29 protein-coding genes and 1 tRNA gene are annotated in these 26,313 nt (G+C 64.6%); 17 read left to right on the plus strand and 13 right to left on the minus strand.

The window, feature by feature from the left end:
- Positions 1-29: 29 nt before the first annotated feature.
- The 8 genes from AC1RM6_RS22110 to AC1RM6_RS22145 all read left to right on the plus strand — a co-directional run bounded on the left by AC1RM6_RS22110 (position 30) and on the right by AC1RM6_RS22145 (position 4,054).
- Complete coding sequence (locus AC1RM6_RS22110) at positions 30-572, plus strand: helix-turn-helix domain-containing protein (RefSeq protein ID WP_493105202.1); 543 nt, start codon at positions 30-32, stop codon at positions 570-572.
- Between the two features lie 33 nt (positions 573-605).
- A complete protein-coding gene (locus AC1RM6_RS22115; protein ID WP_493105204.1) occupies positions 606-959 on the plus strand; it encodes a hypothetical protein in 354 nt (117 codons plus the stop codon).
- 20 nt (positions 960-979) lie between these two features.
- Positions 980-1,486 (plus strand): hypothetical protein, encoded by a 507-nt coding sequence (locus tag AC1RM6_RS22120; protein WP_493105206.1) that lies wholly within the window; start codon positions 980-982, stop codon positions 1,484-1,486.
- Positions 1,435-2,010: a JAB domain-containing protein gene (locus tag AC1RM6_RS22125; RefSeq protein WP_493105392.1), complete on the plus strand. Its 576-nt coding sequence runs from the start codon at positions 1,435-1,437 to the stop codon at positions 2,008-2,010. The genes AC1RM6_RS22120 and AC1RM6_RS22125 overlap by 52 nt, the downstream gene beginning before the upstream one ends.
- A complete protein-coding gene (locus tag AC1RM6_RS22130; protein ID WP_493105208.1) occupies positions 2,007-2,381 on the plus strand; it encodes a hypothetical protein in 375 nt (124 codons plus the stop codon). Before AC1RM6_RS22125 ends, AC1RM6_RS22130 begins: the two co-directional genes overlap by 4 nt.
- Positions 2,378-2,788 (plus strand): hypothetical protein, encoded by a 411-nt coding sequence (locus AC1RM6_RS22135; protein ID WP_493105210.1) that lies wholly within the window; start codon positions 2,378-2,380, stop codon positions 2,786-2,788. The genes AC1RM6_RS22130 and AC1RM6_RS22135 overlap by 4 nt, the downstream gene beginning before the upstream one ends.
- Before the next feature lie 144 nt (positions 2,789-2,932).
- Positions 2,933-3,214 carry a hypothetical protein gene (locus AC1RM6_RS22140; protein ID WP_493105213.1) on the plus strand — a complete coding sequence of 94 codons (282 nt, stop codon included), beginning with the start codon at positions 2,933-2,935 and terminating at the stop codon, positions 3,212-3,214.
- Between the two features lie 309 nt (positions 3,215-3,523).
- Positions 3,524-4,054, plus strand: coding sequence for a DUF6680 family protein (locus AC1RM6_RS22145; RefSeq protein WP_493105214.1), 531 nt, complete (start codon positions 3,524-3,526; stop codon positions 4,052-4,054).
- Between the two features lie 766 nt (positions 4,055-4,820).
- On the opposite strand, the gene AC1RM6_RS22150 is transcribed toward AC1RM6_RS22145, so the two are convergent.
- The 4 genes from AC1RM6_RS22150 to AC1RM6_RS22165 form a co-directional block, all read right to left on the minus strand.
- On the minus strand, positions 4,821-5,282 hold the full coding sequence (locus tag AC1RM6_RS22150; RefSeq protein ID WP_493105216.1) for a M15 family metallopeptidase: 462 nt from the start codon (positions 5,280-5,282) through the stop codon (positions 4,821-4,823).
- 19 nt (positions 5,283-5,301) lie between these two features.
- On the minus strand, positions 5,302-5,754 hold the full coding sequence (locus AC1RM6_RS22155; protein WP_493105218.1) for a hypothetical protein: 453 nt from the start codon (positions 5,752-5,754) through the stop codon (positions 5,302-5,304).
- A gap of 92 nt (positions 5,755-5,846) precedes the next feature.
- Positions 5,847-6,641 (minus strand): hypothetical protein, encoded by a 795-nt coding sequence (locus AC1RM6_RS22160; protein ID WP_493105220.1) that lies wholly within the window; start codon positions 6,639-6,641, stop codon positions 5,847-5,849.
- Positions 6,638-6,799, minus strand: a complete 162-nt coding sequence (locus AC1RM6_RS22165) for a hypothetical protein (protein WP_493105222.1) — start codon at positions 6,797-6,799, stop codon at positions 6,638-6,640. The genes AC1RM6_RS22160 and AC1RM6_RS22165 overlap by 4 nt, the downstream gene beginning before the upstream one ends.
- 138 nt (positions 6,800-6,937) lie before the next feature.
- Here AC1RM6_RS22165 and AC1RM6_RS22170 point away from each other — a divergent pair, with 138 nt between their 5' ends.
- The gene (locus tag AC1RM6_RS22170; protein ID WP_493105224.1) at positions 6,938-7,756 is read left to right on the plus strand and encodes a site-specific integrase; all 819 of its coding nucleotides are present in this window, start codon (positions 6,938-6,940) and stop codon (positions 7,754-7,756) included.
- A 230-nt stretch (positions 7,757-7,986) separates the two neighbouring features.
- On the opposite strand, the gene AC1RM6_RS22175 is transcribed toward AC1RM6_RS22170, so the two are convergent.
- The 3 genes from AC1RM6_RS22175 to folK form a co-directional block, all read right to left on the minus strand.
- Positions 7,987-9,006 (minus strand): hypothetical protein, encoded by a 1,020-nt coding sequence (locus AC1RM6_RS22175; RefSeq protein ID WP_493105226.1) that lies wholly within the window; start codon positions 9,004-9,006, stop codon positions 7,987-7,989.
- A gap of 91 nt (positions 9,007-9,097) precedes the next feature.
- Positions 9,098-9,173, minus strand: a tRNA-Lys gene (locus AC1RM6_RS22180).
- A 16-nt stretch (positions 9,174-9,189) separates the two neighbouring features.
- Entirely contained in the window at positions 9,190-9,696 is a 507-nt protein-coding gene (gene folK, locus AC1RM6_RS22185) for a 2-amino-4-hydroxy-6-hydroxymethyldihydropteridine diphosphokinase (protein WP_493105228.1), read from the minus strand.
- A gap of 48 nt (positions 9,697-9,744) precedes the next feature.
- Between folK and AC1RM6_RS22190 the strand changes: the two genes are divergently transcribed.
- A complete protein-coding gene (locus tag AC1RM6_RS22190) occupies positions 9,745-10,395 on the plus strand; it encodes a uracil-DNA glycosylase (RefSeq protein ID WP_493105229.1) in 651 nt (216 codons plus the stop codon).
- Here AC1RM6_RS22190 and dinB read toward each other — a convergent pair.
- On the minus strand, positions 10,392-11,504 hold the full coding sequence (gene dinB / locus AC1RM6_RS22195; protein WP_493105230.1) for a DNA polymerase IV: 1,113 nt from the start codon (positions 11,502-11,504) through the stop codon (positions 10,392-10,394). The two genes, AC1RM6_RS22190 and dinB, sit on opposite strands and share 4 nt — an antisense overlap.
- A gap of 132 nt (positions 11,505-11,636) precedes the next feature.
- Here dinB and AC1RM6_RS22200 point away from each other — a divergent pair, with 132 nt between their 5' ends.
- The 7 genes from AC1RM6_RS22200 to AC1RM6_RS22230 all read left to right on the plus strand — a co-directional run bounded on the left by AC1RM6_RS22200 (position 11,637) and on the right by AC1RM6_RS22230 (position 19,093).
- On the plus strand, positions 11,637-12,071 hold the full coding sequence (locus AC1RM6_RS22200; protein WP_493105231.1) for a hypothetical protein: 435 nt from the start codon (positions 11,637-11,639) through the stop codon (positions 12,069-12,071).
- A 374-nt stretch (positions 12,072-12,445) separates the two neighbouring features.
- Entirely contained in the window at positions 12,446-13,141 is a 696-nt protein-coding gene (gene ctrA / locus AC1RM6_RS22205) for a response regulator transcription factor CtrA (RefSeq protein ID WP_493105233.1), read from the plus strand.
- Between the two features lie 226 nt (positions 13,142-13,367).
- Positions 13,368-14,828 carry a circularly permuted type 2 ATP-grasp protein gene (locus tag AC1RM6_RS22210; protein WP_493105235.1) on the plus strand — a complete coding sequence of 487 codons (1,461 nt, stop codon included), beginning with the start codon at positions 13,368-13,370 and terminating at the stop codon, positions 14,826-14,828.
- Positions 14,828-15,763: an alpha-E domain-containing protein gene (locus AC1RM6_RS22215; protein ID WP_493105237.1), complete on the plus strand. Its 936-nt coding sequence runs from the start codon at positions 14,828-14,830 to the stop codon at positions 15,761-15,763. The genes AC1RM6_RS22210 and AC1RM6_RS22215 overlap by 1 nt, the downstream gene beginning before the upstream one ends.
- 1 nt (position 15,764) lies before the next feature.
- A complete protein-coding gene (locus AC1RM6_RS22220; protein WP_493105238.1) occupies positions 15,765-16,589 on the plus strand; it encodes a transglutaminase family protein in 825 nt (274 codons plus the stop codon).
- 99 nt (positions 16,590-16,688) lie between these two features.
- Complete coding sequence (gene sppA, locus AC1RM6_RS22225; protein ID WP_493105240.1) at positions 16,689-18,572, plus strand: signal peptide peptidase SppA; 1,884 nt, start codon at positions 16,689-16,691, stop codon at positions 18,570-18,572.
- Entirely contained in the window at positions 18,557-19,093 is a 537-nt protein-coding gene (locus AC1RM6_RS22230; protein WP_493105242.1) for a GNAT family N-acetyltransferase, read from the plus strand. Before sppA ends, AC1RM6_RS22230 begins: the two co-directional genes overlap by 16 nt.
- 7 nt (positions 19,094-19,100) lie before the next feature.
- Here AC1RM6_RS22230 and AC1RM6_RS22235 read toward each other — a convergent pair whose 3' ends face one another.
- From AC1RM6_RS22235 to AC1RM6_RS22255, 5 genes are all read right to left on the minus strand, one after another.
- Positions 19,101-19,748 (minus strand): hypothetical protein, encoded by a 648-nt coding sequence (locus tag AC1RM6_RS22235; RefSeq protein WP_493105244.1) that lies wholly within the window; start codon positions 19,746-19,748, stop codon positions 19,101-19,103.
- Positions 19,749-19,815: 67 nt separating this feature from the next.
- Positions 19,816-20,391: a trimeric intracellular cation channel family protein gene (locus AC1RM6_RS22240; protein WP_493105394.1), complete on the minus strand. Its 576-nt coding sequence runs from the start codon at positions 20,389-20,391 to the stop codon at positions 19,816-19,818.
- Positions 20,392-20,551: 160 nt separating this feature from the next.
- Entirely contained in the window at positions 20,552-21,943 is a 1,392-nt protein-coding gene (gene lpdA, locus AC1RM6_RS22245; RefSeq protein WP_493105245.1) for a dihydrolipoyl dehydrogenase, read from the minus strand.
- Between the two features lie 99 nt (positions 21,944-22,042).
- A complete protein-coding gene (odhB, locus tag AC1RM6_RS22250) occupies positions 22,043-23,293 on the minus strand; it encodes a 2-oxoglutarate dehydrogenase complex dihydrolipoyllysine-residue succinyltransferase (protein WP_493105247.1) in 1,251 nt (416 codons plus the stop codon).
- Between the two features lie 2 nt (positions 23,294-23,295).
- Entirely contained in the window at positions 23,296-26,202 is a 2,907-nt protein-coding gene (locus tag AC1RM6_RS22255) for a 2-oxoglutarate dehydrogenase E1 component (protein WP_493105249.1), read from the minus strand.
- Between the last annotated feature and the right edge of the window lie 111 nt (positions 26,203-26,313).

Below are 26,313 nucleotides of genomic sequence, written 5' to 3' on the forward strand. Positions count from 1 at the left end.
CGCCCGCCGCCCTGCACTAGACTGGCGCCATGGACGACCACCGCCTCGCCCAGCTCACCGACCGGCAAAGGCAGTGCCTGAGGCTGGCGGCGCAACCGATGACCTCGAAGGAGATCGGTCGCGAACTCGGAATCTCGCCGCGCACGGTCGAGGTCCATCTCGAAAAGGCGATGCAGACGCTGGGCGTTGCGACCCGGATCGAGGCCGCACGGCTGCTGCTGGCCGCCGAAAAGCCGACTACGGACCATTTACGTAGGTATCCGCTGCCGCTTGCCGAAGTCGCGCCGGACGCCATTCTGGCCGTGGAAGCCGAACGCCGTAGTGATGGGGTGGTAAGGGAAGAGCCGGCGCATTTCGCGCTGGATATTCACCCCGTCGATCGCGGCTGGCGGCTTCCGTTTCGGACCCGGCGGAGGCCCTTTAATGAACTGACTATCACCGAACGTCTGCTGTGGATGGCGCTGATCGGCGGCTTCTGCATCTTCGTTCTCGCTGGTCTCTCCGCCAGCCTCGTCGCGCTCCGGCAGCTTTTGCCCGAGCGCTCGTCCGGGACAGCTCAACACCAGCAATAGTGCGGAGGAGCATTCCTCCGCGAAGGGGGACCAATGCTCAATCGTCAGATTATCGTCGAACGTCGTGAAGCCGTGATGGGGGTCGCGGAACGGCTTTTTTCGGCCGAACGTGCCGCCACCGCCGCGGTGCGCGAAGCCGCACAACTGATTGACTTCATCCCTGCGGCTCAGGAACGCGGCCGGTTCAGCCCGGATACCGGCCAGGATGCGATGGCGCGCGCCGCCGCGTCGCTGATGGCGATGGTCTCTGCACGCGGCGACATGGTCGCGGCGCATAAGGCGCTGGCGGAGGATGCGGCGCGCAATCACCTCGATCCACGCATGTTCGGGCCGTGGGAAGAATGTGCCCAGGCCGCGCCGGCACCGCTATCTGTGGTCGCTGCCTGAAGGATGAAGGGGTTGACCGCATGTGCAACGCGTGGTGCGGTCAACTCATGTCCACCGCAAACTGGCAAATACTGGGTGTTCTGGTCGAACTCTCGATCTGCATCTGGGCAGCGGTTCGCGGCGGTTGGCCCGAACGCTGCGCGGTGGCGGTCATCATCGTCGGATCGATCCTGTCCCCGCTCGCGTCGGGCACCATGTCGCCCGATTGGCACGAGATCAGCCGCCACCGCTTCCTGGTCGAACTGGTCGTGCTCGCGGGGTTCGGAACGATCGCCCTCTACTCCGATCGATATTGGCCATTATGGGTGACGGCGTTTCAAATTCCTCCGGTTCTGATCTTCGCGGCCAAGATGGCCGGCGAGATCGTACCGCCACGGGTTCTTTCCCAGGGCACCGAGTTCTGGTTCTATCCGCAGATGCTCGTGCTCGCGATCGGCGTGGCAAACCGCCCCAGGATACGAAGATCCTCGGAGAGATTCTTCGACATGCTGATCAAGGCTCTGCAGAAGCGCTCGCGGCGCGACTGATCGTCGAGTTCGGATCGCTCGGCGCGGTCGTGACCGCCAGCGCGGAGCGGCTGCTCGCCATTCCCGGCGCGGACCCTGCCGGCATCGCGCTGATCGGATCGGTCCGGCGCGCGATGATCACCATCCTGACCGCCCAGCTCGATCATGGCCCGGTCATTCCCAGCGCCAGTGCGACCATCGACTATCTGATGATGACGATGGCGCACGAGCCGATCGAGAATTTCCGCGTGCTGTTCCTCAACGGCGCCAACTGGCTGCTCGCCGACGAACTGATCGGCCGCGGATCGATCGACGCCGCACCGGTATCCGCACGCGACATCGTCCGCCGCGCGCTGGAGCTCGGCGCGACACGGCTGATCTGCGCGCATAATCACCCTTCGGGCAATCCCGTGGCGACCCGCGCCGATGTCCGGGTGACTCGCGAAATCGCCGACGCCGCGCGGCTGTTCGACATCCAGCTGCTCGACCATCTGATCATCGCCCGCGGCGGCTATGCCAGCCTCGAGGCCGAAGGGCTGCTATGAACGCGCGGACCGATCTCGCCATCGCCATCCTCGCCGCACGGCGCCGGCGCGAGGACATGTTCGGCGAAGACCTGTTCGGCGATCCCGCGTGGGATATCTTGCTCGACCTCTATGCATCGGAGGCGCGCGGCGTCCGGGTGAAGACGTCGAGCGTCGGCGCGCTCGCGGCGATCTCGCCGACGACATCGCTGCGCTGGCTCGACATATTGTCCGAACGCGGGCTCGTCCTGCGGACCAGAGATATCGGCGATGGTCGGCGGGTGTTCGTTCAGTTGTCGGCGTCGGGCCGCAACCTGCTCGAGGCGTTGCTCGACAGTTTCTCGGCCGAGCTGATTCCCGCCCTGATCGTCTCCGCCGCCATCGACAGGTGAGCCGCGGCGATTCCCAGCCCGAGCGCATCGAGGCGATCGATCAGCCGATCCATCTGAACGAGAATATCGGCGGTCGACGAAAGCCGATCGGCGCGCGACCGCGGCTCGATGGGCGGAATGCTCCGCTCGACCCGCTCGGCAATGCGATCGACCGTCGCCGCGAGCGCGTTGCGCCTGACCAGCGCCGCCTCGATCGCATCGGCGCGCGCTTCGAATTGCTGCGCCAGCCGCTCGCGCACCGGCACGCCGTCGATCCCCGCACCGCCGCCTGTGGGATGCAGGCGGTACAGCGCCGCCCGATCGCGATAATGGGCCACCGGATCCAGGACATCGACCTTGTGCATCGATCATGCTCGCCATGTCGCATGGCGCGATACCATCACCCCGCCACCGCATGGCAACCTTAGGGCAACCCCATCGGCGGCTCCAATCCGATCAAATGCTGATCAGCAGAACTACGGTATCGGCGCCGTAACTTTCGCGTGCCCGACGCGTTGGCCGTGTCGATCCGGAATGCTATCCGATCATATCGTCATCATGAGGACGCAAGCATGGACCATCTCCGCATCATCAACGGTGAAGGCGCCCTCATCGTCGAGGGCATTCCCCGGGGCGCCGTCACCTATGTGCTGAATGTTTCCGAGGAAGAGGGTGCGCAGGTCGCGCGGGGGATCCTGCGCTTCGAGGGCGGACTCAATGCCGCGATGGAGGCCAGCGGCCCGATCGTCGTCCACACCGCCGAGGGAAGCGAATTGAAGCTTGTCGCCCTCAGTTGGGCCCCCGACCAGAACGAAGCCGACGTCAAGGTCGAGGGTCCGGTTCCCGATCTCTGACACCGCGCCGACTCGCGCTCGATCGGCCCGTCTCGGTATCGCCGGCAGCGCCGATCATGGCGACGCACACCGGCGCGTTCGGAAACGCCCGGGATTGCTTGGTGGGCTCGATGGGATTCGAACCCATGACCTACAGATTAAAAGTCCGTCCAAATCGCCAATGTTATCAATGGCGATTGCGACAGATTCGCGTTTGTACGCTTACGTCATTTCAAGGGCTTACCCTTCCTTGTCGTAATGGAAATTGACCCGGTATAGCTTGCTTTCGCGCTCCCAATGAGGCGCGGACCCAGGGGGGATATGTCGCAAGTGGTTGTCGAGATCGGGCCGAGCGTTACCGACTGGCTGCAGGCAGCGGCGGCCGTTGCCGTCATGGTTGCGTCGGTGGTGGCGATTGTGATCGCCGCTAAGGCGCCGAAGTGGGCCGCGGAATGGGCGGAAAAACTGCGAACGCAGAACGAAGCGGCAGCCGAGAAAAGGCGGCTCGAGATGACGGTATTTACCGCTCTCATGGCGCGCAGGGCGACGATGCTGCACCATGAAGCGATATCGGCCCTCAATTTGATTGACGTCGTGTTCGTTGATGTGCCGGACGTCAGAACGGCTTACCGGTCCTTCATGGAGGCGGCGCGCGCTGAGCCGTTCCAGGCAATCGCCGCTGTAGAGCGGTACCATACCGTTATCGAAAAGATCGCCAACCATGTCGGGCTCGGCGCGCAAATCTCGACGTTCGATATCCGGGCCGGCTATTATCCGCAGGCCCTCGAGAAACTAGACGAGGCTGCTCTCGCTGAGGCGGAGGAGAAAACTGCACGACGGCAGCTTCTGCAGCGGCGCTAGGCACCCGCTTACAAGGCGACAGGTTTGCCTTATTTTTCAATGGCAGTTTGCACTTGTTCTCCGTCTGGCTACGCTGGTCGACGAGCGCTCGTCCTCCTGGCTCGAGGAGATGGGGGCGACAGTATATTGAATTTAAGCGCCATGCCTTTGACGATGCCCCAAAGGCATGGCGTTATAGCTGGTCTAGCTAGAGTTGGCCGGCGATGAATTTATACCGCGAAAGGATCTCTTCTTGGCAAATTTCACAACATTTACAATGCTTAAGGGGCCACAAGTCGCCGTTAACGCCGATCTGGTGCAATATGTTCGCCCGGTGAGTGGAAACGAGACGGCATCCCGCATCCACTTTTCGGAGGACCAATATCTGTCTGTGGAAGGCACTGTGCTTCAGGTCTCATCTAAACTTACCGGATGAGAAAAAGCGCGCCTAATGTCTTCCGCCGCCTACCCTAAAGCCCGGACCTGAACCGCGTTCTTATCGCCGGAACACCCGCGGCAATAAAAAGACCCGCCGACACGCCGCGCAAGCGACGCATGGGCGGGCCGTCGAGGCTTAGGGCTATCGGGCCGGCCGCCTACCGCCGCCGATCTAGGACCATAGCGCGCGGGTCGCGCCGATGCGCCGCCATGATCTTCGGGCAAGCCTCATACGCATGGTCCCGGCCGCCGCAGTAGGTTCAGCGGAGGTGAAGACGCGCGGAAGAGCCGCAGAAGGTGTGCGGACATAAGGTTCTTCATATGCCCCCCGATCCGCAATAGGTGCACCTCATAGCACCTTCTCGATCGGCCGGCGGCCGGCGCGCAGGTCGGCGATCGTCAGGGCGCCGCTCCACTCGCAATGCGGCCGATCCTTGATGCTCTTGAAGTCACCACCCCAGCGCAGGCCCAGCGCGCGCGCCAGCTGGCCGTAGAGCGCCCAGATCCGATTGGTCTCCTGCTGGTGCTCGGGCGTGTCGCCCCAATTGGGGAGCTTCAGCAGGCAGGTCGGCGTCGCGTCATAGGCCAGCCGGTAATTGTGAAAGCTCGATCCGCCGCGGGCGTTCGTGACGACCTTGCCGGGCTTCGTCCGCCCCTGGGCATAGAGCGCGTCCTGCGTCTCAGGCGCGCGATAGGTGAACGTCACGGTGCAGGGGATACCCGCGGCGGCACAGGCGGCAAGGTGTCGGCGGGCGAGGATCTGAACGCGCGGGTCCAGATCCTCCAGCCGGCGGCTGTCGGGTGCGGGCATGGCGATTCCTTTGTGAGGGTCAGGGGGCGACGGGGTCGGCGGGCGCGCGCTTCAGCGCGAGATATTCGTCGGGCGCCCGACCAGTCAGGTGATCGTCGACCACAGCTTTGCCGCTGATCTCGGTCTGGACCTCGTTGCGGATCTCGGCCTTGTGCTGCTCGGTCACCATCCGCAGCTCGTTGTCGACCCGTTGAACGAAGCGCTCCATGTAGAGCTTGACCAGCCGATCGGCGCCGACTGTCGCCAGCGCGGTGATGAGCGCGCCGGTCTCGCCGTCGGCACCCATCCGGCTGACGATCGAATAGGCGATCAGCGCCACCAGCGGCAGCAGCAGGACGTCGGCGATTATCAACGACGGCCGGATGCGAACGCCGCGCTTGATCAGCAGCGCATATATGGCCGCCAGGCCGAAGGTCAGCCCGATCCAGATCCAGCCATATTTCGCCATCGCGGCTTCGATCCATGGGCTCACCGGGCGTTCTCCTATTGCGAGGCACACCCGGCTCGCGCGGGCGTGAAAAAGCCCGCCGGAAGCGGGCGCGAGCTGGCGAGGGTGGAAGGCGATCAGACGCCGGGGACGAGGCTTGCGACGCCGCGCTGGTTCTTGAGGAAGCTGGCGAAATCGGCGCAGTTCGCAAGGATCTGCGCGTCGGTGGGCGCGCCATATTGCACGTCGGCGTGCAGGATCTCGGCGAGGCCGCTAAAGCCGCTTTGCGACCCTCCGATCGAGAATGGCCGGCTGGTGACCGGATTGCGCGCCGCAGTGTTGGGGACCGTGTGGGTGGTGCCGTCGGTGATGTTGAACAGCTTCATCCCGCCCCCCTCCTCGATGCGGAGGACATAGAAGGCGATCAGGTTGTTGCGCCCGGTGGTCAGGGGCATCGTGCCGAACACGTTGGCGCCGCCGAAGTCGGCATAATAGCGGATATTCGTGGCGCCACCGGGCGCAATGCCCGACCCGTTGGTCCCGTTGAACCAGGCGAACGACGGGCGCAGCGATCCGGCCGACAGGTCGGTCGGCACGACGCGCCACACCAGATAGAGCGTCATCGTCGCGGCCTCGAACAGGCCGGGGATCGTCAGCCGCGAAGCATAGTTGATCACCGCCCGATCGGCATTGATCGTCGGGGTCGCGCCCGGCATCGCCAGCTTGGGCTGGCGACGCTTCGCCTGGTTGCGCAGCGTCAGCCGCAGGCTTTTGCCGAGCGCGACGATCGCCTGCATGCCGGTCGGGTATGGCGGGTACCAGGCGACGGCCTCGCCGTCGTTGGCGCAGGTGACCTTGGGCTCGGGCTCGCCGTAGATGTTCCGGTTCTGGGTCAGCGACGGATAGGAAACGTCCGCGCGCGGATCGATCACCCCTTGCCGATGAAACTGGTCAGATCGCCGCCCGGCGTGCCGCAGGCCACGGTGATGTTGCGCCGGCCGGTGAAATCGCAAAACCCGATCCATGGGCGCCGCTCGTCGTCGACCATGACGTCGGCGCGCGCGATCGACGCCGCGGTCGATCTGCTCAACGCTGCGCTCGACGACTGGCGCCTCGGCGTCTAGGGCAAGGCCGCCGAAGGCACGGTCAAAGCCCTGTTCGCCTGGTACCGGGGCCTCGATCGGTTTCAGCGCGCCTCGTCAAGACTCGGCGCGACTATCGGGCCTATATGGAGAAGCTCGAGGCGTTCGCGCTCAAGACGTCGCTGTTCGGCGAGCGGCGGGCAGTCGAGATCACCGCGGCGCACGCTGACAAGCTGCACACGGCCATGAAGAAGAAGCACGGGCCGCGCGGCGGCACCTATGCAATGCAGGTCTGCCGGCGCGTGTGGAACGAGGCGGTCCGCCACAACAAGGTCAAGCTGAACCCCTTCGCGAAGATGGGCCTGTCGACCGCGACCGAGAAGGGCAACCGCGCGACCAGCCGCGCCGAATATGACCTGTTCAGGGCAAAGGCGCGCGATCTGGGCTATCAGTCGATGGCGACGGCCGCGGCTATCATGTTCGAGCTCGTCCGCCGCGTGAACGACGGCTTCGACTTCGGTGACGAGCGAGATCGGATGAAGGGGTTCTTCTGGGAGGACTACCGGCCGGGCGTCGAGTTCGCGATGCGCCAGGCGAAGACCGGCAAGCGGCAAGTAATCCCGCTCGCCGGCGCCGACGGCGCGCAGCTTTATCCCGCTCTCGAGGAGGAACTCGACCGCATTGCCGCGGGCGCCGGGCAGATCGTGCTCTTCGAGGACACTGGCAAGCGTTATGATGAGGACCGGGCGGGCCGGATCTTCCGCAAAATCCGCGACGCCACCGGCCTGCCGAATGAGATGACGCTGACCGGATTCCGCCATGGCGGCGCGACAGAGCTGGGCGACGCTGGCTTTTCGACATCAGGCCGGTGTCTGGACACAAGACGCTGCAGCAGACGGCTACTTATAACAAGGCGACCGAGGCGAAGGCGCAAACCGCCGGAGAGCGCCGCCAAGCCTACATAAAGCGTTAAAAACTGGTGCTTAGAGCAGACAAAAAGAAAGGCCGGGATTTTCATCCCGGCCGTTCTTTTTCTGGTTATCAGAGAGCTTTAGTCTCTCGAGCCACCATCGCCTCGAAGTACGATACGAATCATAGCCGTCTCCTTTGCTACCCCAAGTGATACCAGGCGAGAGGTTTCTGGGGGATTAACGCGATGGATGTCAAGCCGTTCCATCCACAATTGATGGTAAATTTAACCATCTTCTGGCGATCTCCACCAAAAAACAACGCTTTCGTTAGGTAGGAGCGGTCCATCGATCTTCCAAGTGCCGTTCCCGTGCTCCTGCGAAACCAACTCCTGCCGCAGCTGACTCGTCGTAGCTGGCTGTAGCCCAAATTGCATTCCGGGAATAACCTGAACCGCAAAATCGACGCCGTCGGAGGTGGGATGGGCGCTAACCCAAACCTCGCTGTCCGACAATTCTTTCACCATGATAGAATCGAAGGCGACGTCGATATGCCCGCCTGCAGGAATGCGGCGGATCCATGCATATTTTCGGTGATCGTCCTGCGGACCCTCTCGCTCAAGCGCCGCTTCAATCTCTTCGGCAGAAAGCTGGTGACCGTCGAAGGCGGCCGCCTTTACACCTGCCATCTCACGAAACTTAGGCGAGCTCCGGGCTGGAATGTGGGCACGGATCGGAAATGACAAGTCGTTATTTGAGACATTCTTCAACCGAAAGCTACGCTTCGCGTTGAATATCACTAGACGCCCAGGATCAACTCCCATTTTTTCCAGTTCTGCAGGATTCAATGGCCTAACTGTATAGTTGGCACGATAATTTTCACGAACGATCTTAGATGTAAAACCTGTTTCAATTACCGTTTGAACATAGTCAGCAGGATACTGAACGCCAAAAACACCTTTCACGACATTTTCTGCAATGGCCTGTCTACGCGCTTCAGAGTCGCGCGCATCTTTCGCCCTTGCCACTCGGTCGATACTGATAGCAATCAGCCACCCGATCAAGAGCGCGATCGACAGCTCTTTAGCAAACGCCATGAACATATGATGGAGATCGAATCCGCCTGGAGCAGCGTGCGCCTCAGCGACAACCACTCCTAAGAGAAGAACCAATCCCGGCACCAATATCCAAGGATGAAGGCCGTCCTTCACCTCATTTTTAACTTTCATCCGTCCCCCCGATCGCAATCGACCAAGGCGTAGCGCCAAAGTTAAAGCATGCCAATACTGCTCAACGAATCGCTTCATAATGGATGCAATCCCGCCAATGTCGGAACGTTGTTGCAATACGCTGTCGCAATAGCGGAAATCCCGGCGCCTGGAAACGCCCGGGATTGCTTGGTGGGCTCGATGGGATTCGAACCCATGACCTACAGATTAAAAGTCCGTTGCTCTACCGACTGAGCTACGAGCCCGACCAAGGGCGCCTCCCTATTCAGGGTGCGCCGTCGGGTCAACCGGCTTGGCGCGGACCAGACGCGTGCGGGCATGAGCGACCGTGCGATAATCGGGACCGATCAATGCGGTCGGCGCGATCGTCGCGAGCGGCTTCAGGACGAAATCGCGCTTCGCCGCCTGGGGGTGCGGGATCTGGAGGCGGCGATCGTTCCATCGCCCGCCCGACCACAGGATGATGTCGAGGTCGAGCACCCGTGGCCCCCAGCGGCGACCGCGGCGACGGCCGAAGGCGCGCTCGGTCGCTTTGAGCAAGACCAGCAGGTCGAGCGGTTCGGCATCGGTCTCGATCAGCGCCGCGGCATTGGCGAAGCTGCGGCCGGCCGGCCCGAGCGCCGGCGTCGCGATGATCGGCGACACCGCGTGAACGAACAGGCCCTGCGCCTCGAGCGCCGCGATCGCGGCGGCCACCACCTCGCGGGGCGAGCCGTGGCGGCCGTGGCGGCGATTCGAACCGAGCGCGATGGCGTAGATATTGTGCATAGGCTGCTTCGCCTATCCGCGCGGGCCGGACTGGTCTAGGTCCAGGCCATGCCGACGTCACCGCTCCCCCATTTCGAACCCTCGCACGACTGCCCGCTCTGTCCGCGGCTGGCGGCGTTTCGCGAGGAGCAGCGCGTCGCGCATCCCGACTGGTTCAACGGACCGGTGCCGATCTTCGGCGACCCCGACGCATGGCTGGCGATCGTCGGCCTCGCGCCCGGCATGAAAGGCGCCAACCGCACCGGCCGGCCCTTCACCGGCGACGATTCGGGGCCTTTGTTCTACGACACGCTGCTGCGGCACGGCTTTGCACGCGGTGCCTATGGCGCCGACCCTGCCGACGGCCTGACGCTCGACGCGACGATCGTGATCAGCGCGGTGCGCTGCCTGCCGCCCGCCAACAAGCCGACCCCGCAGGAGGCCCATATGTGCCGCCGCTTCCTCGAGCCGCCGCTGCGCGCATTGCCGAAGCTGCGGGTCGCGGTCGCGCTCGGCCAGATCGCCCACCAGTCGGCGGTCAAGGCGCTCGGCGGCAAGCTGCCAAAGGCCCGGTTCGGCCATGGTGCCGAGCATCGTTTCCCATCGGGGGTGATCCTGATCGATAGCTATCATCCATCGCGCTACAACCAGAACACCGGCCGGATCACCGCCGAGATGTTCGACGACATATTCGCGCGCGCAGCCGAGTTTCGGTCCTAAAATTCGAGCGCCAGCGCCAGTTGCTCCGCGGTCACCGGCTCTTCCTCGCCGAACCCCGACAGCGTCACCCCGAGCAGCCTGATTCCCTGCTCGACCGGTTCGAGCGGCGCGAGCAGCGAAAGCGCGGTTTCGGCGATGCGAGCGGCGTCGTTGATCGCGAACGGCAAGGTCTTCGCGCGGGTGATCGTGCGGAAGTCGGCATATCTGAGCTTTATCGACACCGTCCGCCCCAGCTTGTCGTTGCGTAGCGCGTGACGACCGACCGTCTCGCTCGCTTCATTTATGAAGGCGGCCATCTCGTCATGCGCGGTCAGGTCCTTGAAGAAGGTCGTCTCATGGCCGATCGACTTGCGCACCCGGTCGGGCCGGACCGGACGATGGTCGATCGCGCGCGCGGCCAGATAATAATAATCGCCCGACTTGCCGAATTGCTGCGCCAGGAACTCGCGGCTGCAGCGCCTGAGGTCGGCGCCGGTGTGAATGCCGAGCTTGTCCATCCGTTTCGCGGTGACCGGACCGATGCCATGGAAGCGACCGATCGGCAGCGGATCGATGAAGGCGAGACCGCGCTCGGGGCGGACGATGCACAGCCCGTCGGGCTTGTTGTGGTCCGAGGCCAGCTTGGCGATGAACTTGTTGTACGACACCCCCGCCGAGGCGGTCAGCCCGGTCTCCGCGCTGATCCGCGCGCGAATCGCCTTCGCGACCTCGGTCGCGGTGGCGAGGCCGAGATGGTTGGTGGTGACGTCGAGATAGGCTTCGTCGAGCGAGAGCGGTTCGACCAGGTCGGTATAGTCGGCGAAGATCGCCTGGATCTGCCGCGACACCGCGCGATAAACCTCGAAGCGCGGCTTGACGAAGATCAGGCTGGCGCAGCGCCGCCGCGCGGCGGCCGATGCCATCGCCGACCGCACCCCGAAGGCGCGCGCCTCATAGCTGGCGGCGGCCACCACCCCGCGTTCGCGGGTGCCGCCGACCGCGACCGGCTTGCCGCGGAGCGCCGGATCGTCGCGCTGCTCGACCGACGCATAAAAGGCATCCATGTCGATATGGATGATCTTGCGCTCGGGTTGCAGCGCGACGTCGGGGCTGGGGGACTGGTCAGCCATGGGAACAAAGCGAATACAGCAGCGCGTCCGCCGATGCCAGCCATCGCTTCGGCGCGAACTTGGCCATTTGCGGAACCCCGGCAATCTCTGCGGGTTCTATCCCCCGACAGGTTCAGATTTTGGAGAGTGACCATGGCAACTACCACCCGTTCGCGGTCCACCAGCACCGCAAAGCGTCCGACCCGCGCCCGCAAGACCCCGGCCTCGACCAGCCGCAGCACGACGACCCGCACGCGTTCGATCAAGAGCGAAGCGCAGAGCGTGTTCGACAGCGCGACCAAGGCGGTCAAGTCGGTGCCCCTCAACCGCACCACGGTGTCGATCGGTATCGGCGCGCTCGCCGCAGCCGCGCTTGCCGGCGTCGCCGCCTTCATCGGTCGCGAGCGTCTGACCCAGGCCGCGACCAGTAGCCGCGAAACCCTCAAGAAGGTCGCCGACGACGTGTCGACGATCGCTCATGAGAAGATCGATCAGGCGCGCGACAACATCACCCGCCTGCGTCACCGCAACGACGAAGCATCGAGCGCGCCAACCGCCGGTGACGTGCAGTTCGCCGCGGTAGGCTGATCAATTCGAGAGATTCCCTGCACCCTGTTGGGAGCGGCGGGAACGGTGGCGGTCGAACCTCGGTTCGGCCGCCATTTTTTCGATTTTCTCGCAGAATGATGGTGTTCACGACGTTAACCATGCCGCATATCGGCGGATGTCCGCCCTGCCGCTTCCGGTAAGAAAGATTAATTTCCCCAATGTTTTCGGGTATTAACCCATCGGAAGGGGTTGGCCGCATAGAGCTTCGGCGCAGGTTCCCGCCTAGGTAAAAACCGAAATCAAGCTTAATGGGCTCTTAACCTTTTGCCTTCATAGCGGTGATGGTTAATCTTTGGATGGATGCAGCGACACGGGCCCGACCCGCCTCGCGCCAAGAGCAGGGACTATGAAGCATGCGCGTTTTGCTGATTGAGGATGATCCCACCACCGCCAAGGCGATCGAGCTGATGCTCGGCTCGGAGGGCTTCAACGTCTACACGACCGATCTGGGCGAGGAAGGCCTCGATCTCGGCAAGCTCTACGATTACGACATCATCGCGCTCGACCTGAACCTCCCCGACATGCACGGCTATGACGTGCTCAAGAAGCTGCGCACCGCCAAGGTCCAGACCCCGGTCATGATCCTGTCGGGCATCGGCGAGATGGACTCGAAGGTCCGCGCGCTCGGCTTCGGCGCCGACGATTATGTCACCAAGCCCTTCCATCGCGAGGAACTGGTCGCGCGCATCCATGCGATCGTCCGCCGCTCGAAGGGTCACAGCCAGTCGGTGATCCGCACCGGCAAGCTCTCGGTCAACCTCGACGCCAAGACCGTCGAGGTCGACACCGCGCGGGTCCATCTGACCGGCAAGGAATATGCGATGCTCGAGCTGCTGTCGCTCCGCAAGGGGACGACGCTGACCAAGGAGATGTTCCTCAACCATCTCTATGGCGGCATGGACGAGCCCGAGCTCAAGATCATCGACGTCTTCATCTGCAAGCTGCGCAAGAAGCTCAGCCTGGCCTGTGGCGGCGACAACTATATCGAGACCGTCTGGGGCCGCGGCTATGTGCTGCGCGATCCCGAAGAGGCCCAGGCCGCCGCCTGATCCTTCTCTCCCCTTTTCCAGAGGTAGCCAAATGCCGCGGTCCGCAAGGACCGCGGTCTTTTTGTTTGCGGTCCCGTGATCGGGCCTCGGAACCCGGCGAAACCGGCGGCGTTCTGGCGGCTGGGGTTTGCAATATCCGCCAATTGAAATAACCTCTCATCGTGCCCTTGTGCAGCGCAACAAAGCGTTGCAACATCGGGCACGAAACGATGAAACGCGGGAGCCTATGCCGGGGACCAAAGCTTTCGACGAAATCTGGGGCGCATCTGCGGATGCGGTGGGGAGGCCCGGTTTCGAGGGCCTCAGCGACTGGATTAGAACGACACCCCCCGCCGAGCTCGATCGGCGGCAGAAAGCGGCCGAAGCGGCCTTCCGACAATTGGGCATCACCTTCGCCGTCTATGGCGAGGATGAATCCTCCGAACGGATCATCCCCTTCGACATCGTCCCGCGCGTGTTCACCGCACGCGAATGGTCCAATCTCTCCGAAGGGCTCGTGCAGCGGGTCGAGGCGATCAACGCCTTCCTCGCCGACGTCTATGGCGAACGGAAGATCCTGAAGGACGGGGTCGTTCCCGAGGAACTGATCCTCGCCAACCCGCAATTCCGCCCGATGCTCGACGGCGCCAAGCCGCCGCACGGCATCTTCGCGCATATCTGCGGCATCGATCTCGTCCGCACCGGCCCCGACGAATTCTGGGTGCTCGAAGACAATGCCCGCACCCCGTCGGGGGTGTCCTACATGCTCGAGAATCGCGAGGCGATGCTGCGGCTATGCCCCGAACTGTTCGAACAATTTCCGGTCCGCGCGATCGATTCCTATCCCGACTCACTGCTCGAGACGCTGCAGTCGGTCGCCCCCAAGCCGTCGGGGTCGAGCCCGGTCTGCGTGCTGCTGACCCCGGGCCATTTCAACTCGGCTTTCTACGAGCATAGCTTCCTCGCCGACTCGATGGGGATCGAACTGGTCGAGGCCGCCGATCTCGAGGTCGACGACGACGTCGTGTGGATGCGGACGATCGAGGGCCGGGTGAAGGTCGACGTCATCTACCGCCGCATCGACGACGACTATATCGATCCGCTGGTGTTCAAACCCGATTCGCTGCTCGGCGTGCCGGGGCTGATCGCCGCCTATATGGCCGGCAATGTCGCGCTGGTGAACGCACCCGGCACCGGCATCGCCGACGACAAGGCGATCTACAGCTATATGCCGGAGATCGTGAAATATTATTCGGGCGGTGAAGCCAAGCTGCCCAATGTCGAGACCTTCCGCTGCCGCGAGCCGCAAGCACTCAAATATGTCCTCGACAATCTCGAGCAGCTCGTCGTGAAGCTGGTCGACGGATCGGGCGGCTATGGCATGCTCGTCGGCCCGACCGCGACCAAGGCGCAGGTCGAGGAGTTTCGCGCGGCACTGATCGCCGAGCCCCAGCGCTACATCGCCCAGCCGACCTTGGCGCTGTCGACCGTGCCGACCCTGACCGACAAGGGCGTGGCACCTCGCCACGTCGATTTCCGACCGTTCGTGCTCTCGGGCTCGAGGGGTGTCACCATCACCCCGGGCGGCCTCACCCGGGTTGCGCTGCGCGAAGGATCGCTGGTGGTGAATTCCAGCCAGGGCGGCGGCACCAAGGACAGCCTGATCCTCGCCGACACCGGCGGCCGCAGCGAAGGGGGAGCACGCTGATGCTCTCACGCACCGCCAGCTCGCTGTACTGGATCGGCCGCTATGTCGAGCGTGCCGAATTCACCGCCCGCCTGATCGAGGCGACGATCCGACTCGACGCGCTGTCGCCGCGTCCCGCCGGACAGGGCGCCTGGGACAGCGCCCTGCTCGTCGCCGCTGCCGATTATGATTTCAACCTGACCGGCGAAACCCGTTCGCCGCTCAACATCAGCCGCTATCTGACGTTGTCGGCGAACAATCCCAGTTCGATCCGCTCCTGCCTCGACGCCGCGCGCAGCAATGCCAAGTCGGTGCGGACCGCGCTCAGCCGCGATGCCTGGGAAGCGATCAACCGCGCCTGGCTGGGACTGCGCGGCCGCGCCACCACCGGCAACAGCCAGACGACGCTGGCGATCGTCGAGGCGATTCGCGCCGAGACCCGCGGCTTCGAAGGCGCGCTCCACCGGATGCTGCGCAACGAGGCTTATAGTTTCATCAGCCTCGGTGCCGCGGTCGAACGCGCCGACAACACCGCGCGGCTGATCGACGTCAAATATCATCTGCTGCTGCCCGAAGGCGAAAAGGTCGGCGGCCCGATCGACCGCGACCAGTGGACGACGATCCTCCACACCGTGTCGGCCAACACCGCCTATCGCTGGCTCTACAGCGAAGGCCTCAAACCCTGGCTCGTCGCCGAATTGCTGTGCCTGCGCCGCGAACTGCCCCGCTCACTCTATGCCTCGTCCGAAGAGGTCGTTCAGCATCTCAACGCCATCGGCAAGCGCACCGGCCTGCAGGGCGAGGCCGATCGCCTGGCCCGGATCCGCCAGACGTCGATCGAACGCGCAACCATCGATGCGATCTTCGGACAGGGCTTGCATGAATGGCTGACGGGGTTCATTCACGAAAACACCCGCCTCAATCAGGCGATCGGGTCTCAATTCCGCTTCGGCTGACATGCGTCTATTCATCAGGCACCGCACAGAATATCGCTTTACCGAGCCGCAGGCGCGCGTCGTCCAGATGCTGCGCATGACGCCGGACAGCCATCTCGGGCAGAGCATCGTCGACTGGCGAATCGACGTCGATTGCGATGCCCGTATCAAGCAGTCGCGCGATGGGTTCGGCAATCTCGTGTCGATGCTCTATATCGAAGGGCCGATCGAACGGGTCGGACTGAGCGTGACCGGCGAGGTGCTGACCGAGGATCGCGCCGGGGTGATCGCGGGGGCGACTGATCCGCTGCCGCCGACGGTCTTCACCCGGCCGACCGATCTCACCGCGACCGACGCCACCATCGAGCAGGTCGCGCGCGAACAGGCCGAGACTGAGAATCCGCTGGCCCGCGCCCATGCGCTCAATACCGCCATACATCGGCTGATCAGCCATCATGTCCATCGCAGCACCACGATCCGCACCGCCGCCGAGATCGTCGCGAGCGGCTCCGGCTGCAGCATGGACATGGCGCATGTGCTGATCGCCGCCGCCCGCGAAGCCGGTTTTCCGGCGCGGTTCGTCACCGGCTATATCTTCAGCGAGGATGCCGATCCCGAACTGCGCCAGGCGCCGCATTTCTGGGCCGAGCTCCATGTCCCCGATTATGGCTGGATCGGCTTCGACGCGGCGCACGACCGCTGCCCCCATGACGCCTATGTGCGGGTGGCGATCGGCCTCGACTATCGCGATGCCGCCCCGATTTCGGGCGCACGCATCGGCGGCGGCCATGAAGTGCTGAGCGTCGGCGTCGATGTATCGCTGACCCAGAGCCAGCATCAGGGCTGATTGCCGAACCGATAACCAGTCCGGCCATTGCGCTTGGCCGTTCGACGCCGCATCTAGGGCGGCGAAGCGGACCTTCCGTCCGCGTGCATGGGTGACGTGATGAAGCTGGTTCGGGGGCTCTGGAAAATCCTGGTTGGCATCAAGGATGCGCTCGTCCTGCTGGCGATGCTGATCTTCTTCGGCCTGCTGTTCGCCGCACTGTCGATCCGGCCCAACACGGTGGTCGCGACTTCCGGCGCACTGCTCGTCGACCTCGACGGCGCACTGGTCGAGCAGCCCACCGAGGCCGATCCGATCGCGATCCTGTCGGGCGGCAACCGTGCGACCCACGAAACCCGTCTGCGTGACCTCGAACGCTCACTGCAGACCGCATCGACCTCGAACAGCATCAAGGCGATCGTCCTCGATCTCGACAGCTTCACCGGCGGCAGCCAGGCGACGATCGCCGCCGCCGCCCACGCGATCGATGCCGCCCGCGCCGCCGGCAAGCCGGTGCTCGCTTATGCGACCGGCTATACCGACGACAGCTATATGCTCGCCGCGCACGCGACCGAGGTCTGGCTCAATCCGTTCGGCGCGGTGCTGCTGACCGGCCCCGGCGGGTCGCGCCTTTACTACAAGGGTCTGCTCGACAAGCTCGGCGTCACCACCAAGGTGTTCCGGGTCGGCCAGTTCAAATCGGCGGTCGAACCCTATACCCGCACCGACCAGTCGCCGGAGGCCCGTGCCGCCAACCAGCAGCTCGCCGATACGCTGTGGACCGACTGGAAGGCCGGGGTCGCCAAGGTTCGTCCCAAGGCGCTGCTTGCCGACTATGTCGCACATCCCGACCAGGCGCTCGCCGCAAGCGAGGGCGACATGGCCAAGGCGGCGCTCGCCGCCAAGCTGGTCGACCGGCTCGGCGACCGCAACGGCTTCAACGCACGGGTGGCGTCGCTCGCCGGCGACGCCGCCGGTGGCGGCATCAACGATTACAAAGCGATCCGTCTCGACGACTGGGCTACGGCGCATCCCGAGAAATCGAGCGGCACCGCTATCGGCGTGCTGACGGTCGCCGGCACCATCGTCGACGGCCGCGCCGGCCCAGGTTCGGCGGGCGGCGAGACGATCGCCAATCTGCTGCTCGAGGAACTCGGCCGCAACCGGATCAAGGCGCTGGTGGTGCGGGTCGATTCGCCCGGCGGATCGGTGCTCGCCTCCGAACAGATCCGGTCGGCGATCCTCCAGGCGAAGGCACGCGGCCTGCCGGTGGTGGTGTCGATGGGCGGCCTCGCCGCCAGCGGCGGCTACTGGATCTCGACCCCCGCAGACCGGATCATCGCCGAACCGTCGACGATCACCGGATCGATCGGGGTGTTCGGCATATTGCCGACCTTCCAAGGAACGCTCGCCAAGCTCGGCCTGTCCGCCGATGGGGTGAAGACCACCCCGCTGTCGGGCGAGCCCGACGTGCTGCGCGGCACCTCACCCGAGTTCGACACGATGCTCCAGGCATCGATCGACGACATCTATCGCCGCTTCACCGGACTGGTCGCGCAGTCGCGCAAATTGCCGATCGAACGCGTTCGTCAGATCGCCGAGGGTCATGTCTGGGCGGGCAGCACCGCGAAACAGATCGGCTTGGTCGACGACTTCGGAACGGTCGACGACGCGATCGCCGCCGCGGCGAAGCTCGCCAAGCTGAAGCCCGACGCGGTGTATCCGCTCTATATCGAAAAGGCGCCGAGCCCGTGGAAGCAGCTGCTGCGCTCGATGACCGAGCCGAAGCGCGGGACCGACACCGACGCCAAAGCGATCGATCCCTGGTCGCGAGTCGCCGGCCGACCCGACCAGATGGTGCTGCGCGCGCTGACCGATGCACATTCAGTGCTCAGCGGCCCGGCGATCCAGGTGCGCTGCCTCGAATGCCCGGCAGGATCGCCGGCACCGGTGCCCGCCGACGACAGCCTGATGCGCAGCCTGATCCTGTGGGCGGCGCGCTGATCCGTCCGGCAACGGTCGACGACATCGCCGCGATCGCGGCGATCTACGCGCCTTATGTCCGCGATACGGTCATCAGCTTCGAACTCGACCCGCCCGATGTGCAGGAGATGGGCCGTCGCTTCGCGGCGACCGCCGCGCGCTTTCCCTATCTGGCGATCGAGGAACGGGGCGAGCTGCTCGGCTATGCCTATGCCGGCGAGTTCAATTCCCGTTCCGCCTATCGCTGGATCGTCGAGACCACGGTCTATCTGAAGGTCGGCGCGACCGGACGGGGGCTCGGCCGCGTCCTCTACCAGGCGCTGCTCGACGAACTGCGCACGCGTGGCTTTCTGGTCGCGACCGGCAAGATCGGCCTGCCCAACGATCCCAGCGTACGGCTGCACGAGGCGATGGGATTCGCCCCGATCGGTATCCACCACCAGGTCGGCTACAAGTTCGACGCCTGGCACGATATGGGAGTCTGGCAAATCGAGCTGGCGCCGAGGCCCGCCACGCCCGTCGAGCCGCGTTTCGGCGGGTGATGCGGGCTCAGCCGTACTTCGCCTTGCACAGCTTCATCACCTCGATCGGCGCACCGAGCTTGGTCATGTGGCTGAGCGCCTCGTTCTTGAGCTCGACCGTCTTTTCATATTTCGCGGCGCCGCGCGCCTTCAGCCCGCTGCCGATGGTGCCGTCGAGATCGCGTTTCATCTTGCCATAGCTTGCGAGTTCGGTCTCGCCCTTGGGATCGGTGGTCGACACCGAGCGACCGAGGAAGTCGGCCATCGCATAGCAGCCGAGCTGGGCATCGAACTTGTCGGTCGGCAGTTCGACCCCTTCCAGCTTCTTGACCAGAGGATAGGCAGCGCCACACGGCGCGATCAGCTCCTGCCACTTGCCGTTGGTGACCTGTTCCTCGACTTCGCCCATGCGCTTGACCACCGCCTGCGCCTTATCGGTCGAGAAGATCTTGTCCTCGGCGCCTGCCAGCATCGCATAATGGGCGATGCGGGTCTGCGATGCGAAGTCGAGGTCGCCCTTGACGGTAGGCGCGTTGGCGCGCGCTTCGGCGGCGCTCACCACCGCGCAGGTCGCGGCGCGGTCGACCGGCGCTTCGGGCAGCGCCAGCGTCTTGGGCCCGCACGAGACCAGCAGCAAGGTGCCCATCGAAAGGCCGGCGATCATCACGCTACGCATCGTCACTTGTCCTCATATGGGGCAGATTTCGTCGAAAGGACGTTTCACCCCCGCATCGGTTCCCGGTTCAGGGGCGATAGGCGGGCAGTCCGAGATTCTTGACGATCGCCAGCGCGCGCAGCGCGAAGCCCGCCAGTGCCGCGATCAGCGCGGCCACGAATGGGTCGATGGCGGTGCGGGCGAGCAGCACGAACAGCCCCGCCGAGAAGGCCGCAGCGGTCACATAGAGCTCGGGCCGCAGCAGGATCGACGGCTTGCCGGCCAGCACGTCACGGATGACTCCACCGAGGCAGCCGGTGAGAACCCCCATCGCCGCGGCGGGCAGCGGCGGTACCCCCCAGGCGATCGCCTTCCATGCGCCGAACACCGCATAGGCGGCGAGCCCGACCGCATCGAACCAGTCGAGCGCGCGCCCGCTCCACCAGCGCCGCGGCGTCACCCACACCGCCGCGGCAGCCGCCAGGCAGATGAAGACCGCGCGGTTGTCCTGGATCCAGAACACCGGCGCACCGATCAGCAGATCGCGCACGGTCCCGCCGCCGGTACCGGTGACGCCGGCGAAGAACACGAAGGTGACGAGCGTCTGGCGCAGCTTGGCCGCCTGCAGCGCGCCCGAGATCGCGAACACCGCGAGCCCGGCCATGTCGAGCAGCGGCAGCGCCGACTGGACCACCGCGAGATCGGGGTGCGGCACGGCGGCCTGCCCCGGAATCAGATCGGCCGGCGACGAGTATGCCTCATCGCCGGCCGACCGGTTGGTTCGGGATCGATCGCGGATGCGCGGGCATCGTCGCGACCGGACATCAGATATGGATCGGCTTGCCCGTAACCGCCATCGCCGCTTCCTTGATCGCTTCCGAATGGGTCGGATGGGCGTGGCAGGTATAGGCGATGTCCTCGCTGGTCGCGCCGAACTCCATCGCCTGCGCGGCCTGGGCGATCATCGTACCGGCGACCGAGGCGATGATGTGGACGCCCAGAACCTTGTCGGTCTTGGCATCGGCGATCACCTTCACGAAGCCGTCGGGCTCGTGATTGGTCTTGGCGCGCGAATTGGCGAGCATCGGGAATTTGCCGACCTTGATCTCGCCACGTTCCTTGGCCTGCTCCTCGGTCAGGCCGACGCCGGCGATCTCGGGCATGGTGTAGACCACGCCGGGGATGACGTCATGATTCACGATGCCGGTGAGGCCGGCGATATTCTCGGCGACCGCGATGCCCTCGTCCTCGGCCTTGTGCGCGAGCATCGGGCCGGGAACGACGTCGCCGATCGCCCAGATGCCGGGGACCACGGTGTCGAAGTCATGGCCGATCTCAATCTGGCCGCGCTTGTTGACGGTCAGGCCGGCACGCTCGAGCGCAAGGCCCTCGGTGTTGGGCCGGCGGCCGATCGACACCAGCACGGCGTCGGCTTCGATCGTCTCGGCGGTACCGCCGGCGGCGGGCTCGACGGTGATCGACGCCTTGCCGTCCTTGACCGTGACGCCGGTGACCTTGGTCGACAGCTTGAGGTCCATGCCCTGCTTCTTGAACAGCTTGGCGGCCTCCTTGCGGATTTCGCCGTCCATGCCGGGCAGCAGCTGGTCGAGAAATTCGACCACGGTGACCTTGGCGCCGAGACGCTTCCATACCGAGCCGAGCTCGAGCCCGATCACGCCGCCGCCGATCACCACCAGATGCTCGGGGACCTTGGCGAATTCGAGCGCGCCGGTCGACGACACCACGACCTTCTCGTCGATCTCGACGCCCGGCAGCGGGGTCACCGACGAGCCAGTGGCGATGATGATGTTTTTGGCGCGGTAGCTCTTGCCCGCGACCTCGATCGTGTCCTTCGAGGTGAAGGCGGCGAGGCCCTTGAGCCACTCGACCTTGTTCTTCTTGAACAGATATTCGATGCCGCCGGTCAGGCCCTTGACCGCATCGAGCCGCTGCGCCTGCATCGTGTCGAGATCGAGTTCGACCTGAACCTTGACGCCGAGCTTGGCGAGCTTGCCGGTGGCGGCTTCATTGTAGAGCTCGGACGCGTGCAGCATCGCCTTCGACGGAATGCAGCCGACGTTGAGGCAGGTGCCGCCCAGGGTCGCGCGGCTTTCGGCGCAGGCGGTCTTGAGACCGAGCTGGGCCGCACGGATCGCCGCGACATAGCCGCCCGGTCCCGAACCGATGACGATCACGTCGAAATCATAGTCGGACATAGTGTCTTCCTTCCCCGCCATATCGGCTCAGGATGGTAAAATAGGGGGCGCATGACCCCGCCCGGGCCCCGCTTTTACGCGGGGCACCGAGGTTCAGGCTTACAGGTCGATCAGGATCCGGGTCGGATCCTCGATCGCGTTCTTCAGCGCGACGAGGAAGGTCACCGCCTCACGGCCGTCGATCAGGCGATGGTCGTAGCTGAGCGCCAGATACATCATCGGACGGACGACGACCTGGCCGTCGCGCACCACCGGGCGATCCTCGATCCGGTGCAGGCCGAGCACGCCCGACTGCGGCGGGTTGATGATCGGGGTCGACATCAGCGAACCGAACACGCCACCGTTGGAGATGGTGAAGGTGCCGCCCTTCATGTCTTCCATGCTGAGCTTGCCGGCCTTGGCGCGGGCGCCGAAATCGCCGATCGTCTTTTCGATCTGGGCGACCGACAGCGTCTCGGCGTTGCGGATCACCGGCACCACCAGCCCGTTCGGTGCGGAGACCGCGACCGACACGTCGACATAGTCGCGATAGACGATCTCGTCGCCCTCGATCGAGGCGTTGACCGACGGGATGTCCTTGAGCGCCATGCAGGCGGCCTTCACGAAGAAGCCCATGAAGCCCAGGCGGACGCCATGCTTCTTCTCGAACAGATCCTTGTACTTGTTGCGGGCCTCGATCACCGCGGTCATGTCGACGTCGTTGAACGTCGTCAGCATCGCCGCGGTGTTCTGCGCTTCCTTGAGCCGGCTCGCGACCGTCTGGCGCAGGCGGGTCATCCGGACGCGCTCTTCCTTGCGGCCGTTCGCGGTCGAGGCGGGAGCCGCCGGAGCAGGCGCCGCCGCTGCCGCGGGAACCGCCGGCTTCGGCTGGGTCTTCGCCGCCGCGATGACATCGTCCTTGGTCAGGCGGCCGTCCTTGCCGGTGCCCTTGATCTTCGACGGATCGACGCCGTGCTCGAGCACCGCGCGGCGCACCGATGGCGACAGCGTCACCGGATCGCCCGCATCCTCGGTCGCCGGAGCCGCTGCCGGCTCGGGCGGCGCCGCCGCTTCGGCCTTGCCGACCGCGGTGCGATTCTCGACCGCCGGGGTCGCCGCGGTCGCGGCTGCCGCACCCGCCTCGATCCGCGCGATGACCGCGCCGACATTGACGGTGTCGCCTTCGTTGACGGTCAGTTCGCCGATCACGCCCGCGACGGGCGACGGCACTTCGACCGCCACCTTGTCGGTTTCCAGGCTGGCGATGGGCTCATCGACCTTCACCGCCTCGCCGGGCTTCTTCAGCCATTGACCCAGTGTCGCCTCGGTGATCGATTCGCCGAGCGTCGGCACCACCACATCGGTCGCCATTGTCACTTACCCTTTTGATCGTGGCCCAGCGCCTCGGCGACGAGCGCCTGCTGCTGAGCGATATGGTTCCGCGCGAGACCGGTCGCGGTCGCGGCTGCGGCCTTGCGACCCGCATAGATCGGACGGGCGGGTTTGGACCCGACCTCGCCCAGGACATCCTCGATAAATGGTTCGACGAAGGTCCAGGCACCCTGGTTCTTCGGCTCTTCCTGCGCCCAGACGAGCGTTTCGAGATTGGTCATGCGCTTGAGGCGCTCGACCAGGGCCTCGGCCGGGAAAGGATAGAGCTGCTCGATCCGCATGATGGCGGTGTTCTTGTCGCCCGCCGCATCGCGCGCCTCGGCCAGCTCGTAATAGAGCTTGCCCGAGACCAGCACGACCCGCTTGACGTCGGCATCGGCCGGCGCCTTGGGATCGGGCAGGATGCGGTGGAAATGGCTGTCGCCCGAAAAGTCCTCGATCGGCGACACCGCCGATTTGTGCCGCAGCAGCGACTTCGGCGTCATCACGATCAATGGCTTGCGGAAATTGCGGACCATCTGCCGGCGCAGCATATGATAATAATTGGCCGGGGTGGTGCAGTTGGCGACCTGCATATTGTCTTCGGCGCACAGCTGCAGATAGCGCTCGAGGCGCGCCGAGCTATGCTCGGGACCCTGGCCCTCATAGCCATGCGGCAGCAGCATCACCAGGCCGTTGACCCGCAGCCACTTGGCCTCGCCCGCGGCGATGAACTGGTCGATCATCACCTGCGCGCCATTGGCGAAGTCGCCGAACTGCGCCTCCCACAGCACCAGCGTGTTCGGCGCGGTCGAGGCATAGCCATATTCGAAGCCGAGCACGCCGAATTCGGAGAGCGGGCTGTCGAGCACCTGGAAACGGCGATCGAGCGCCGAGAGCGGGATATATTTATGGCCGTCCTTCTGGTCGACCCAGACCGCGTGACGCTGGCTGAAGGTGCCGCGCCCCGAATCCTGGCCCGACAGGCGGACGCCATAGCCGTCCTCGAGCAGCGATCCGAAGGCGAGCGCCTCGGCGGTCGCCCAGTCGAAGCCCTGGCCGCTGGCGAACATTTCCTTCTTCGCCTCGAGGATACGGCCGAGCGTCTTGTGGATCGTCAGACCCTCGGGGACGGTGGTCAGCTGCTTGCCGAGCGCCTGCAGCTTGTCGAGCGGTATGCCGGTGATCGCCAGGCGGCGTTCGGTGATCGCCTCGCGCGGCGCGGCGAAACCCGACCAGTCGCCTTCGAACCAGTCGGCCTTATTGACCTTGTAGCTCTTGGCCGCCTCGAAATCGCCTTCGAGCTGATCGACGAAGGTCGCCTCGGCCTGGGTGGTCCACTGATTGTCGATCACGCCTTCCTGGACGAGGCGGGCATTGTAGATCGCCGAGACCGGCGGATGCTGACGGATCGCGTCGTACATCTGCGGCTGGGTGAAGCCCGGCTCATCGCCTTCGTTGTGGCCGAAGCGGCGATAGCACCACATGTCGATGACGACGTCGCGCTTGAAGGTATGGCGATATTCGGTCGCCACCTTGCAGGCGAAGGTCACCGCCTCGGGGTCGTCGCCGTTCACGTGCAGAATCGGCGCCTGCACCATCTTGGCGATGTCCGACGGATAAGGCGACGAGCGCGCGAACTGCGGCGAGGTGGTGAAACCCACCTGGTTGTTGATCACGAAATGGACGGTGCCGCCGGTGTTGTACCCGCGCAGCCCGGAGAAGCCGAAGCACTCCATGATGATGCCCTGGCCGGCAAAGGCGGCATCGCCGTGCAGCAGGATCGGCAGCACCTTCTCGCGCTCGAGATCGTCGAGCTTGGTCTGCTTGGCGCGCGCCTTGCCGAGCACGACCGGGTTGACCGCCTCGAGATGGCTGGGATTGGGCGCAAGGCTGAGATGGACGATGTTGCCGTCGAAATCGCGGTCGGTCGAGGTGCCGAGATGATATTTGACGTCGCCCGACCCGCCGACATCCTCGGGGTTCGACGAACCGCCGGCGAATTCGTTGAAGATCGCACGGAACGGCTTGGCCATCAGGTTGGCGAGGACGTTCAGGCGGCCGCGATGGGCCATGCCGATCACGACCTCGTTGACGCCGTACGAGCCGGCATATTTGATCACCGCCTCGAGCGCGGGGATCATCGACTCGCCGCCGTCGAGGCCGAAGCGCTTGGTGCCGACATATTTGCGGCCCAGGAACTTCTCCCACTGCTCGGCCTGGATCACCTTGGTGAGGATCGCCTTCTTGCCCGCCGGGGTGAACGCGATCTCGGCATCCTTGCCTTCCATCCGTGCCTGGAGGAAGCGGCGCTCCATCACGTCGCCGATGTGCATATATTCGAGGCCGACGCTGCCGCAATAATTGCGGCGCAGGATCGCGATCACCTCGCGCGGGGTCGCCTTGTGCAGCCCCAGAAAACCGTCGAGATAAATCTCGCGGTCCATGTCGGCTTCGCCGAAGCCATAATGCTGTGCGGTGAGTTCGACCGGTTCGTCGCGCTTGCTCAGACCCAGCGGATCGAGATTGGCCATCAGATGGCCGCGCACCCGATAGTTGCGGATCAGCATGGTGATGCGGATCGAATCGATCGCGCGCTTCTCGATCTCGGCTTCGCTGAGACCGGCGGAAGGTGCCGCCGCCGCGGGGGCAGCGGCTGCCTTTGCGGGCTTGGCGACCGGTGTCATCTGCAGCGGGTCGAGCGCGATGGTCATCGCGTCGTCGGCCACCGGCGGCCAGTTCGTGCGTGCCCAGCTGGGGCCCGAGACCCCCGCTTCGAGACCGGAGAAATATTCCTGCCAGCTCGCCTCGACGCTGTTGTTGTCGGCACGATATTGCCGATACAGCGACTCGACGAAAGAGGGGCTCACGCCTTCAGGTCCGTCGAAACCGACGCCTTCGATACCCATGTCACCTTCCTTGGCTGCAACCAGGCCGGCAAACCGGCCAGCCTTCATCAGAATTGCAGCAAATAAGCCTGTTCAATGCACATTCAACCGGCCGCCGCCCTCTCCTCGGCG

The organism is Rhizorhabdus sp. GW822-FHT03C02, from assembly GCF_058801765.1.

What these genes read in the sequence shown, in the direction of transcription:
- AC1RM6_RS22110 (WP_493105202.1), top strand. Translation starts at nt 30, where the DNA reads ATGGACGACCACCGCCTCGCCCAGCTCACCGACCGGCAAAGGCAGTGC.
- AC1RM6_RS22115 (WP_493105204.1), top strand. Translation starts at nt 606, where the DNA reads ATGCTCAATCGTCAGATTATCGTCGAACGTCGTGAAGCCGTGATGGGG.
- AC1RM6_RS22120 (WP_493105206.1), top strand. Translation starts at nt 980, where the DNA reads ATGTGCAACGCGTGGTGCGGTCAACTCATGTCCACCGCAAACTGGCAA.
- AC1RM6_RS22130 (WP_493105208.1), top strand. Translation starts at nt 2,007, where the DNA reads ATGAACGCGCGGACCGATCTCGCCATCGCCATCCTCGCCGCACGGCGC.
- AC1RM6_RS22140 (WP_493105213.1), top strand. Translation starts at nt 2,933, where the DNA reads ATGGACCATCTCCGCATCATCAACGGTGAAGGCGCCCTCATCGTCGAG.
- AC1RM6_RS22150 (WP_493105216.1), bottom strand. Translation starts at nt 5,282, where the DNA reads ATGCCCGCACCCGACAGCCGCCGGCTGGAGGATCTGGACCCGCGCGTT.
- AC1RM6_RS22170 (WP_493105224.1), top strand. Translation starts at nt 6,938, where the DNA reads ATGGAGAAGCTCGAGGCGTTCGCGCTCAAGACGTCGCTGTTCGGCGAG.
- AC1RM6_RS22175 (WP_493105226.1), bottom strand. Translation starts at nt 9,006, where the DNA reads ATGAAGCGATTCGTTGAGCAGTATTGGCATGCTTTAACTTTGGCGCTA.
- folK (WP_493105228.1), bottom strand. Translation starts at nt 9,696, where the DNA reads ATGCACAATATCTACGCCATCGCGCTCGGTTCGAATCGCCGCCACGGC.
- AC1RM6_RS22190 (WP_493105229.1), top strand. Translation starts at nt 9,745, where the DNA reads ATGCCGACGTCACCGCTCCCCCATTTCGAACCCTCGCACGACTGCCCG.
- dinB (WP_493105230.1), bottom strand. Translation starts at nt 11,504, where the DNA reads ATGGCTGACCAGTCCCCCAGCCCCGACGTCGCGCTGCAACCCGAGCGC.
- AC1RM6_RS22200 (WP_493105231.1), top strand. Translation starts at nt 11,637, where the DNA reads ATGGCAACTACCACCCGTTCGCGGTCCACCAGCACCGCAAAGCGTCCG.
- ctrA (WP_493105233.1), top strand. Translation starts at nt 12,446, where the DNA reads ATGCGCGTTTTGCTGATTGAGGATGATCCCACCACCGCCAAGGCGATC.
- AC1RM6_RS22210 (WP_493105235.1), top strand. Translation starts at nt 13,368, where the DNA reads ATGCCGGGGACCAAAGCTTTCGACGAAATCTGGGGCGCATCTGCGGAT.
- AC1RM6_RS22215 (WP_493105237.1), top strand. Translation starts at nt 14,828, where the DNA reads ATGCTCTCACGCACCGCCAGCTCGCTGTACTGGATCGGCCGCTATGTC.
- AC1RM6_RS22220 (WP_493105238.1), top strand. Translation starts at nt 15,765, where the DNA reads ATGCGTCTATTCATCAGGCACCGCACAGAATATCGCTTTACCGAGCCG.
- sppA (WP_493105240.1), top strand. Translation starts at nt 16,689, where the DNA reads ATGAAGCTGGTTCGGGGGCTCTGGAAAATCCTGGTTGGCATCAAGGAT.
- AC1RM6_RS22235 (WP_493105244.1), bottom strand. Translation starts at nt 19,748, where the DNA reads ATGCGTAGCGTGATGATCGCCGGCCTTTCGATGGGCACCTTGCTGCTG.
- AC1RM6_RS22240 (WP_493105394.1), bottom strand. Translation starts at nt 20,391, where the DNA reads ATGGCCGGGCTCGCGGTGTTCGCGATCTCGGGCGCGCTGCAGGCGGCC.
- lpdA (WP_493105245.1), bottom strand. Translation starts at nt 21,943, where the DNA reads ATGTCCGACTATGATTTCGACGTGATCGTCATCGGTTCGGGACCGGGC.
- odhB (WP_493105247.1), bottom strand. Translation starts at nt 23,293, where the DNA reads ATGGCGACCGATGTGGTGGTGCCGACGCTCGGCGAATCGATCACCGAG.
- AC1RM6_RS22255 (WP_493105249.1), bottom strand. Translation starts at nt 26,202, where the DNA reads ATGGGTATCGAAGGCGTCGGTTTCGACGGACCTGAAGGCGTGAGCCCC.